We start from the raw sequence: 9,686 nt of genomic DNA on the forward strand, positions 1-9,686 counted from the left end.
GTTCGTTATCATTTTGGGATGAATAAAGCCCCAATGACAACAGTTTCACTTTATATTGTTGGGGGTTTTTTCTCGTAATATTCTTCTGCAACCTCTTCGTAAAAAGCTGCAGCTGTCGTATAGAAATATGGAATTAACCAGAGGAATCCAATCCCTAATGTAATACAACTTAATATAAACCAACCAATAAAACTTAAACATAAAATGAAATACTCCATTTTATGCCCATCCATCATACGACGACTCTCCGTAATAGCTTGATTCAATGAGTACTCGGGATGGTCATTTAAAATAAAATATGTCATTGCATAAGAAAATGATTTAATAATGCCTGGAATAATGAAAAGTAAAGTCCATAAAAGAAGATAAAGATTCACTAGTAAATATACTAAAAATGATTTTAAAAATCTTTTCCCCTCTGTAAACCAAACAAATACATTGCCGATACTAGCTTGTTTTTCACGAATGATATTTAAAGCCAGATAATACCCCCCTAAAGTTAACGGTCCGGTAACAAAAAGTGTAAGAATATCTATCGAAAATGAACCAGTTGTATCTTGCCAACCGAAAGTTGAAGAAAATCCCCACTTAACACTAAAACTAAACATCGTGATAAGAATTGAAATTAATAATGTTGCCCCAACAGCTAAGCCCCATTTTCCTTCTAGAGAGTCTAACGCTTCTCCTTTTAAATCACTAATCATAATTAGCCTCCTATACGTAACAATTCTATTAGTATAGCATGTTCTTACCGCAATTCATCTTTTGAAATATAGCGATAAAAATGAGATGTCGTTGTACCCATATACGGACTAAGCCAAAGAAAACCTATTCCAAATGTCAAAATTGCTAAAATACTCCATCCTATAAAACTAAGCCATAAAAGAAACAAATCTAACTTATGTCCCTTCATAAGACTCTTACTTTCTTTCATTGCTTGTGACACACTATATTCTGGATTTTCAATCATTACATAGTACGTCATTGCATAAGAAAAATACATCACAATCATGCCAACGATTGAAATAGCTAATAGTACGAAGAAAGCAATTGCAAATGACGTATTCCCTTCTTCACCTAACAATGCAAATAAGCCTATTAACAACATCGGAATCCATGTACCTGTATATAACAAAATCGCAAGCATTGCCCACATTGTTTTCATCATTCTTTTAAAAACCACGAAATCCTTCGAATAAGTGATCTACTTTAGCACCTTCTCGTTTACTAATCTGTAGACATACATTCGTATAACCGTATGATGTAATACCATACGATGCGTTACTCAAAATTATCATGATACAATAAAATACCCCAAATGTAATAGCTGCTCCAATTGATATTGTTTCCCTTTCAATTGAACCAGCGAAGCTAACAATTAAAAAAAATAGAATAAGTCCTGGAATTAAAAGTATAAGCATTGCAGCCATTGAAACAACATAACTTAAAATAAAATATAAAATCGTTGATCCAACACCTAGTCCCCAATTCCCCTTTAAAGAGTTCAACGCTTCTCGTTTCATTTCACCGATCATTGATTCATCCCCTTTATGAAATATAAATTGTTGTACATTCTCTACTTATACAACCATCAATGCAATTATACCATTTTTGTAAAATTATCCATAAAATACAATAAAAAAATCCGTAAAGGCTTTACCTTTACGGATTTTTTTATTTCATATCGGAAACGTTTAAACGGTTCACAGCACGTTGTAATGCCATTTCTGCACGTTTAAAGTCAACATGTGCTTGTTTGTCTTGCATACGTTGCTCAGCGCGACGCTTCGCTTCATTTGCACGATGGATATCGATATGGTTTGCTTCTTCAGCAGATGATGATAATACAGTTACTTTATCTGGACGAACTTCGATAAAGCCACCGCTAACTGCTACATAATCAGTGTGTCCACCATTTTTCAGACGAACTGCACTAATTTTTAATGGTGCAACAGTTGGAATGTGACCTGGTAAGATCCCCATTTCCCCACTCTCTGCTTTTACACTTACCATCTCTACTTCTTTTTCGTAAACCGGTCCATCAGGAGTTACAATACTGACTGGAAATGTCTTCATACTTCGTCCCTCCTAAGGCCTTACGCCATCATTTTCTTCGCGTTTTCAATAACTTCTTCAATGCCACCAACAAGGCGGAATGCATCTTCTGGAAGGTCATCATATTTTCCTTCTAGAATTTCTTTGAAACCACTAACTGTATTTTTTACAGGTACATAAGAACCTTTTTGACCTGTAAACTGCTCAGCTACGTGGAAGTTTTGAGATAAGAAGAATTGAATACGACGAGCACGATGTACAACTAACTTATCTTCTTCAGATAACTCATCCATACCTAAGATAGCGATGATGTCTTGAAGCTCTTTATAACGTTGTAAAGTTTGCTGTACTTGACGAGCTACTTCATAATGCTCTTCTCCTACGATTTCTGGAGAAAGTGCACGAGATGTAGATGCTAATGGATCTACGGCTGGGTAAATACCCATTTGCGTTAAACGACGCTCTAAGTTTGTTGTTGCATCTAAGTGAGCGAACGTTGTAGCTGGTGCTGGGTCAGTATAGTCATCGGCTGGTACATATACCGCTTGGATAGACGTGATAGACCCTTTATTTGTAGATGTAATACGCTCTTGTAATTGACCCATTTCTGTTGCAAGTGTTGGTTGGTAACCTACCGCAGATGGCATACGACCAAGAAGGGCAGATACTTCAGAACCCGCTTGCGTGAAACGGAAGATGTTATCGATGAACAATAGTACGTCTTGTCCTTGCTCATCACGGAAATGCTCAGCCATTGTTAAACCTGTTAATGCAACACGTTGACGTGCTCCAGGTGGCTCGTTCATTTGTCCAAATACCATCGCAGTTTTCTTGATTACGCCAGAATCGCTCATTTCGTGGTATAAGTCATTACCCTCACGAGTACGCTCACCTACACCAGCGAATACAGAGATACCACCGTGCTCTTGTGCGATGTTGTTAATTAATTCCTGAATTAATACTGTTTTACCTACGCCGGCACCACCGAATAGACCGATCTTACCACCCTTAATGTAAGGAGCAAGTAAGTCTACTACTTTAATACCAGTTTCAAGAATTTCTACTTTAGTAGATAACTCTTCGAATGCAGGTGCTTGACGGTGAATTGGATCACGACGTACATCCGCAGGAACATCACCATCTAAGTCAATTGCATCACCTAATACGTTAAATACACGACCAAGTGTTGCATCACCAACTGGTACAGAGATTGCTTTACCAGTATCTTCTACTTCTGTGCCACGAACAAGTCCATCTGTGGAAGACATTGCAACTGTACGAACTGTGTCATCACCTAAATGAAGTGCAACTTCAAATGTTAAGTTAATGTTTGCTCCGTTTTCGTTGCTTTGTTTTACCGTAAGGGCGTTGTAGATTTCTGGTAGCTTTCCGCCATCAAACTTAACGTCTACAACCGGACCCATGATTTGCGTAACGCGCCCTTTATTCATCGGGTTCCCTCCTAGCTTTCTTTTAATTAGCCAGCTTTCTAAGAGAAGTCGGCTTTTAATTTTTTATTAGTTTATAGCTTATGCGACTCTTTTGACAGAGCCGCTTCCACTTTTTATTACTATTCTAACGCTGCTGCTCCACCAACGATTTCCGTAATTTCTTGCGTAATCGCTGCTTGACGTGCACGGTTGAATGAAAGTGTAAGTGAATCGATAACTTCCATTGCGTTGTCTGTAGCACTCTTCATTGCTGTCATACGCGCCGCGTGCTCACTTGCTTTACCGTCTAGTAATGCACCGTACACTAAGCTTTCTGCGTATTGTGGCAATAATACTTTTAAAATTTCTTCTTCAGAAGGTTCGAATTCATAAGCTGTCGTCGGTTTGTCAGACGCCACATCAGTAAGCGGTAAAATTTTATTTTCCGTTACTTCTTGTGAAATTTTACTTACGTAATGGTTGTAGTAAATATACAGCTCATCATAAGCACCATCTGCGAACATCGCAATTGCTCGAGAAGCAAGATCTTTAATATCAGTAAATGATGGGTGGTCAGATAATCCAACTACTTCATCAATGATGTTAAATCCGCGACGTTTTAAATAATCACGTCCTAGTCGGCCAAGCACAATAATTGAATATTGGTTTGAATCCATATTATGACGTTCACGAATCACGTTACTAACTGTACGTAATACGTTACTGTTATAACCACCTGCTAGTCCGCGATCAGATGTAATAACGATGTATCCTGTACGCTTTACAGGACGCGCATTTAGCATTGGATGATTAATTCCTTTACTTCCTTGCGCAATGCTCGCTACTACTTCTTGAATCTTTTCCATATACGGAACGAAGGATTTAGCATTTTGCTCTGCACGGTTTAACTTAGATGCAGATACCATCTCCATCGCTTTCGTAATTTGACTCGTTTTCTTTGTCGAGGTAATCTTCGCTTTTATATCGCGTAAAGATGCCACAGGTTTTCACCACCTTTTTTCCGGAAGTTGGCACGATTAGTAAGAATCCTCTTCCTAATCTACGTTGCAAGATATTCTTGCTCATGATTGAAGGAAAAGAATAGGTGCACCTACTCTTTTCCTCTACATAACCGTCAGCAATCTCAGAACCTGAGATGCCTTTTATATATACTATCTAGCTCCAGCGGCTTGAATGCTCGGTGGCTTCACTTCACATTCAAATCGAGCCGCTTCCGCTTTTATTAATTACTCAGAAGCTACGAATACTTTTTTAAATCCGTTAATTGCTGCTGCAAATTTGTCGTCATCCGCAAGTTTCTTAGTTGTGCGGATTTCGCTTAATAAGTCAGCTGCATTTGAATCTAACCAAGCATGGAATTCTTCTTCGAAACGAGTGATATCGACTACTGGGATATCATCTAGGAATCCACGTGTTAAAGCGTAAAGAATGATAACTTGTTTCTCTACACGTAACGGTTTGTGTAATCCTTGTTTTAATACCTCAACTGTACGAGCACCACGGTTTAGTTTCGCTTGTGTTGCTTTATCAAGGTCAGAACCGAACTGAGCGAACGCTTCTAACTCACGGTAAGATGCAAGGTCAAGACGAAGTGTACCTGATACTTTACTCATTGCTTTAATCTGAGCAGATCCACCTACACGTGATACAGAAGTACCCGCATCGATCGCTGGACGTACGCCAGAGAAGAATAGGTCAGATTGTAAGAAGATTTGTCCATCCGTAATCGAGATTACGTTTGTTGGGATGTAAGCTGATACGTCCCCTGCTTGTGTTTCGATGAAAGGTAGTGCAGTTAAAGAACCGCCGCCTCTTGCATCACTTAATTTTGCTGCACGCTCTAATAAGCGAGAATGTAAGTAGAATACATCCCCTGGATATGCTTCACGACCTGGAGGACGACGTAATAGTAATGAAAGCTCACGGTAAGCCGCTGCTTGTTTTGATAAGTCATCATATACTACTAATACGTGTTTACCATTGTACATGAACTCTTCACCCATTGTTACACCAGCGTAAGGAGCTAAGTATAATAATGGAGCTGGTTGAGAAGCTGATGCAGTTACAACGATTGTGTAATCTAATGCACCGTGCTTACGTAGTGTTTCTACTACGTTACGTACAGTTGATTCTTTTTGTCCGATAGCTACATAGATACAAATCATATCTTCATCTTTTTGATTAATGATTGTATCAAGTGCAACTGCTGTTTTACCTGTTTGACGGTCACCGATGATTAACTCACGTTGACCACGGCCAATTGGTACAAGAGCATCAATCGCTTTAATACCTGTTTGAAGTGGCTCATGAACAGATTTACGATCCATTACACCTGGTGCTGGACTTTCGATTGGACGAGTGTTTGTTGTATTGATTGGGCCTAAACCATCAACTGGTTGACCTAATGGGTTTACAACACGACCGATTAGTTCTTTCCCTACTGGTACTTGCATGATGCGACCAGTACGACGAACTTCGTCACCTTCACGGATTTCTGTGTAAGGTCCTAAAATAATGATACCTACATTGTTTTCTTCTAAGTTTTGTGCTAGCCCCATAACGCCGTTAGAGAACTCTACAAGTTCACCAGCCATAACGTTATCAAGACCATGAGCACGCGCGATACCGTCACCAACTTGGATAACTGTACCAACATCACTAACTTCGATTTCAGACTGATAGTTCTCGATTTGTTGCTTTATCAGTGCGCTAATTTCTTCAGCTCTGATGCTCATGTGCTTCACCCCTATCTATTCTTCATTAATTCACGTTGAATACGTGCTAATTTTCCTTGTAAACTTCCATCATAAATGCGATTTCCAATACGTACTTTAATGCCGCCTAGTAAATCTTCATCTACAACATTTTTCACGCGAATTGCATCTTTTCCCGTTCTCTTTGCAAATGCTTCTGCAACGTTAAGCTTCTCTTCTTCAGATAGAAGACGAGTAGAATACACAGTTGCATCCGCTACGTTACGTTCTTCATTAGCAAGAACAACATATTCATCTGCAATTTCAGGTAAGATTTCAATGCGCTTGTTATCAATTAAAATATATAACGTATTTAAAATAGATTCAGAAACAGATCCGAATACGTTTGCAAGAAACGTTTTCTTCTGCTCTTTTGAAATGTTCGGTTGCGTTAAAAAGCTATGTAGTTCTCCGTTCTTTACATAAACGTTTTGTACAAGGCGTAATTCCTCTTCAAACATTTCTAATACGTGTTTTTCTTTTGCAATTTTAAAAAGAGCGACAGCATAACGTTTTGCTACAATCCCATTGCTCATCGCGCTTCTCCTACTTCTTTAATATAATCGCGAATTAACTTCACTTGATCTTCTTCTTTTAACTCTTTTTCAATTACTTTAGAAGCAATTTGAACAGATAAAGAAGCGACTTGTTCTTGTAAAGCAGCAATCGCTTGCTCTTTTTCGCGTTGAATTTCTTGTACAGCAGATGCTTTAATTGATTCTGCTTCTTCTTTCGCAGCAGCAACAATCACATCTTTTTGATCTACAGCTTGTTTTTTCGCTCTTTCGATTAACTCTTGTGCTTCAACACGCGATTGTTTTAACATTTCACGTTGTTCTTCTACTAATTTCTTCGCTTCAGCGTTACTTCTTTCTGCAGCGTCGATTTCACTAGTAACATGCTCTTCACGTTCTTTCATAATTCCCATTAAAGGACCCCACGCAAATTTGCGTAGCATTACTAATAGAAGTAAGAAAATGAACAATGTATAAGCAATCGTTCCAAATGGAATGGCAGCCCCTAATAATAAAGTTGGCACAAGGATTCACTCCCTTCAAAATATCTAAATTGATCATATGAAAAAAAAAGACATACGTTTCGTTCATAAAGCAATGGCGAAGAAAGTTCAAAAAACACTCTTCGCCATCTATGTAAGGGGAGTCTCCCTTATTTGTTCATTACGATGAAAGCAATAACTACACCGATGATTGGAAGTGCCTCAACTAAAGCAACCCCGATGAACATAATTGTTTGAAGTGCGCCTTTTAATTCTGGTTGACGAGCAACACCTTCGATTGTACGTGATACGATAAGACCGTTACCAATACCTGCACCTAATGCTGATAAACCAATTGCAATTGCAGCTGCGATTACACCTAAACTCATTTAATTTGTCCTCCTTTGTATTATAAAAAAATAAATTTTTTCTTACTTAAATTATATTAATGGTCATGGCTTACTTTATGAGCCATATAAACCATCGTTAACATAACGAAAATAAATGACTGGATTGATCCAACGAATACACTGAATCCCATCCATGCTAACATCGGTACAAGCGCACCTAATGCTCCAAGAACTGATGCTCCGCCTAACTTAGCAAGTAATCCTAACAGGATTTCACCTGCATAAATGTTACCGAACAAACGAAGACCTAACGTTAATGTGTTAGCAAACTCCTCAATAACCTTTAATGGGAATAAGAATTTCATAGGTTGGAAATAACCTTTAACGTATTCTTTCGTACCCTTCATCTTAATTCCATAATAATGGGTGAGGGTAACTACCATCACGGCTAATGTTAATGTAACTGCTGGATCAGACGTTGGTGATCTCCACCATGCAATATGTTCGCCAGCCTCAACTGTTGAATACATGAATGGTAAACCAAGGAAGTTCGATACGATGATAAACATGATAAGCGTAACGCCAAGCGTTAAGAAACGTCCACCTGTTTTCCAGTCCATCGTACTATTGATAATCCCTTTCACGAAGTCAAACACCCATTCCATGAAATTTTGCATTCCTGTTGGGCGAAGAGCTAAGCTGCGAGTTCCTATAACTGCGATTAAGAAAACAATAACTGCTGCTACAGTAACCATCATAACTGATGACAAATCGAACGTTAAACCTAGAAATTCAACTAATTTACCGTGTTCCACTAGTAATTCACCTCTCTTCCCTGCTCTTATACTCTAAATAAAGAAAATCTATGATCATGACAAGATATCCTGTCAGCAATCCTACACCTAAGCCCCACATCGCAATTAACTCTTGATATTTGGCTGCAAATAAAATTAATAACCCAATCGTCGCGAATCTCGAATATGTACTTACCGCTGTTGCCTTAAACTTCACGTTTTCTCCATTCGTTACGCGATCTAACAGCTTGTCTGTTCTACGTGCAATGATGCGCAAACTAAGAAAACTGAAAATCGTTCCGATAATCAGCCCAAGAAATACATCCTTGTAAGAGGTGAATCCCCATCCTAGCACTAGAAGCGCAAGCAAGTAGTACATATATTTCTTTTGTCTTTGGACAAGTCCATGTACGTCTATCATCATTGCTCTCCCGAATAGTAATGTCGAATGAGTCGAATCATTGCGTATACCCCTGTTCCTAATCCTAGTAATAAACCTATAATAAGAAACAATGGAAACGTTCCAACCTTATTATCAATCCACTGCCCACCAAAGATTCCAATAAGAATAGAACCGACTAATTGAGCAAGAATTCCTGACATTAAAGCATAAGCTTTTATATGGCTGCGGTCGTTTTTTTGCAAGGATTCATCCCTCCAATATGTAACCCTCATTCACGATGTGTTAATAATAACTCATTTTTTTGCATAAATCCTATACAAAATAAAAAGTTTACATTTTCGTCACGGAATAGATGTATTTTTGTCACTGAAAGCCCTACCATCTATCCCCGTTGTTAGCATACAATAGGGTATTAACAGTGTCAACGAGAAATCGTAAAAAATCAAAAAATTTGAGTATTAGGCATTTCCTCCCAAAAATGAAAACGTTCCCCTTCTAAATACTGGTTAGAGATATGCAATTTCTAACAGTTTTCTCTTTATAATAGAAGGAAATGTTCACAAGTTTGTCACTATTATATTTTTAAGATATAACGCTTTCCTTCCATAATATAGTGCTCCTTAGACGTAAGACTTCTATATTATATGTGTTGTGTATGCAACTTATGTTGTATACACGTTGCATATTTATCCCCCTCCCCTACCTGCATACCCGGGACAAAAAAAGACGAGTAGGGAATCCCCTCTCGTCAGTTGTCTTACTTCGTTCCGAATAAACGGTCACCAGCATCACCAAGACCTGGCACTACATAACCGTGGTCATTTAACTTTTCATCTAATGCTGCTACATAAATATCAACATCAGGATGCTCTTCTTGTACTAC

The 9,686-nt window shown here is 38.4% G+C and carries 13 protein-coding genes and 1 pseudogene; all 14 read right to left on the reverse strand.

Going from position 1 to position 9,686, the window contains the following annotated elements; all coding sequences use genetic code 11:
• Positions 1 to 50: 50 nt before the first annotated feature.
• Positions 51 to 704 (reverse strand): DUF975 family protein, encoded by a 654-nt coding sequence (locus JDS92_RS22215; protein ID WP_097958208.1) that lies wholly within the window; start codon positions 702 to 704, stop codon positions 51 to 53.
• A gap of 44 nt (positions 705 to 748) precedes the next feature.
• Positions 749 to 1,535: pseudogene (locus JDS92_RS22220) on the reverse strand (DUF975 family protein).
• A 139-nt stretch (positions 1,536 to 1,674) separates the two neighbouring features.
• Positions 1,675 to 2,076: a F0F1 ATP synthase subunit epsilon gene (atpC, locus tag JDS92_RS22225; protein ID WP_000847214.1), complete on the reverse strand. Its 402-nt coding sequence runs from the start codon at positions 2,074 to 2,076 to the stop codon at positions 1,675 to 1,677.
• Between the two features lie 20 nt (positions 2,077 to 2,096).
• On the reverse strand, positions 2,097 to 3,506 hold the full coding sequence (gene atpD / locus JDS92_RS22230; RefSeq protein WP_001032587.1) for a F0F1 ATP synthase subunit beta: 1,410 nt from the start codon (positions 3,504 to 3,506) through the stop codon (positions 2,097 to 2,099).
• A 119-nt stretch (positions 3,507 to 3,625) separates the two neighbouring features.
• Positions 3,626 to 4,486: a F0F1 ATP synthase subunit gamma gene (gene atpG / locus JDS92_RS22235; protein ID WP_000157703.1), complete on the reverse strand. Its 861-nt coding sequence runs from the start codon at positions 4,484 to 4,486 to the stop codon at positions 3,626 to 3,628.
• 246 nt (positions 4,487 to 4,732) lie between these two features.
• The gene (gene atpA, locus JDS92_RS22240) at positions 4,733 to 6,241 is read right to left on the reverse strand and encodes a F0F1 ATP synthase subunit alpha (RefSeq protein ID WP_000027515.1); all 1,509 of its coding nucleotides are present in this window, start codon (positions 6,239 to 6,241) and stop codon (positions 4,733 to 4,735) included.
• 11 nt (positions 6,242 to 6,252) lie between these two features.
• Positions 6,253 to 6,795: a F0F1 ATP synthase subunit delta gene (gene atpH / locus JDS92_RS22245; RefSeq protein WP_000064687.1), complete on the reverse strand. Its 543-nt coding sequence runs from the start codon at positions 6,793 to 6,795 to the stop codon at positions 6,253 to 6,255.
• Positions 6,792 to 7,298, reverse strand: coding sequence for a F0F1 ATP synthase subunit B (gene atpF, locus JDS92_RS22250; RefSeq protein ID WP_001142619.1), 507 nt, complete (start codon positions 7,296 to 7,298; stop codon positions 6,792 to 6,794). Before atpF ends, atpH begins: the two co-directional genes overlap by 4 nt.
• A gap of 128 nt (positions 7,299 to 7,426) precedes the next feature.
• Positions 7,427 to 7,645, reverse strand: a complete 219-nt coding sequence (gene atpE, locus JDS92_RS22255; RefSeq protein ID WP_000052064.1) for a F0F1 ATP synthase subunit C — start codon at positions 7,643 to 7,645, stop codon at positions 7,427 to 7,429.
• Positions 7,646 to 7,701: 56 nt separating this feature from the next.
• Positions 7,702 to 8,421 carry a F0F1 ATP synthase subunit A gene (atpB, locus tag JDS92_RS22260; protein WP_000399876.1) on the reverse strand — a complete coding sequence of 240 codons (720 nt, stop codon included), beginning with the start codon at positions 8,419 to 8,421 and terminating at the stop codon, positions 7,702 to 7,704.
• Positions 8,422 to 8,428: 7 nt separating this feature from the next.
• Positions 8,429 to 8,821 (reverse strand): ATP synthase subunit I, encoded by a 393-nt coding sequence (locus JDS92_RS22265; RefSeq protein ID WP_000567600.1) that lies wholly within the window; start codon positions 8,819 to 8,821, stop codon positions 8,429 to 8,431.
• On the reverse strand, positions 8,821 to 9,045 hold the full coding sequence (locus tag JDS92_RS22270) for an AtpZ/AtpI family protein (RefSeq protein ID WP_001171219.1): 225 nt from the start codon (positions 9,043 to 9,045) through the stop codon (positions 8,821 to 8,823). The genes JDS92_RS22265 and JDS92_RS22270 overlap by 1 nt, the downstream gene beginning before the upstream one ends.
• Before the next feature lie 26 nt (positions 9,046 to 9,071).
• Positions 9,072 to 9,185 carry a DUF4024 domain-containing protein gene (locus tag JDS92_RS22275; RefSeq protein ID WP_000232961.1) on the reverse strand — a complete coding sequence of 38 codons (114 nt, stop codon included), beginning with the start codon at positions 9,183 to 9,185 and terminating at the stop codon, positions 9,072 to 9,074.
• Positions 9,186 to 9,560: 375 nt separating this feature from the next.
• Positions 9,561 to 9,686: uracil phosphoribosyltransferase (locus JDS92_RS22280; protein ID WP_274606224.1), on the reverse strand; the 126-nt coding region annotated here is incomplete at its 5' end.

Source organism: Bacillus cereus group sp. N12, from assembly GCF_016483575.1.
Taxonomy (GTDB): domain Bacteria; phylum Bacillota; class Bacilli; order Bacillales; family Bacillaceae_G; genus Bacillus_A; species Bacillus_A toyonensis.

Coding starts and splice junctions, on each gene's coding strand:
- JDS92_RS22215 (WP_097958208.1), bottom strand. CDS start 704: ATGATTAGTGATTTAAAAGGAGAAGCGTTAGACTCTCTAGAAGGAAAA.
- atpC (WP_000847214.1), bottom strand. CDS start 2,076: ATGAAGACATTTCCAGTCAGTATTGTAACTCCTGATGGACCGGTTTAC.
- atpD (WP_001032587.1), bottom strand. CDS start 3,506: ATGAATAAAGGGCGCGTTACGCAAATCATGGGTCCGGTTGTAGACGTT.
- atpA (WP_000027515.1), bottom strand. CDS start 6,241: ATGAGCATCAGAGCTGAAGAAATTAGCGCACTGATAAAGCAACAAATC.
- atpH (WP_000064687.1), bottom strand. CDS start 6,795: ATGAGCAATGGGATTGTAGCAAAACGTTATGCTGTCGCTCTTTTTAAA.
- atpE (WP_000052064.1), bottom strand. CDS start 7,645: ATGAGTTTAGGTGTAATCGCAGCTGCAATTGCAATTGGTTTATCAGCA.
- JDS92_RS22265 (WP_000567600.1), bottom strand. CDS start 8,821: ATGATAGACGTACATGGACTTGTCCAAAGACAAAAGAAATATATGTAC.
- JDS92_RS22275 (WP_000232961.1), bottom strand. CDS start 9,185: ATGGTAGGGCTTTCAGTGACAAAAATACATCTATTCCGTGACGAAAAT.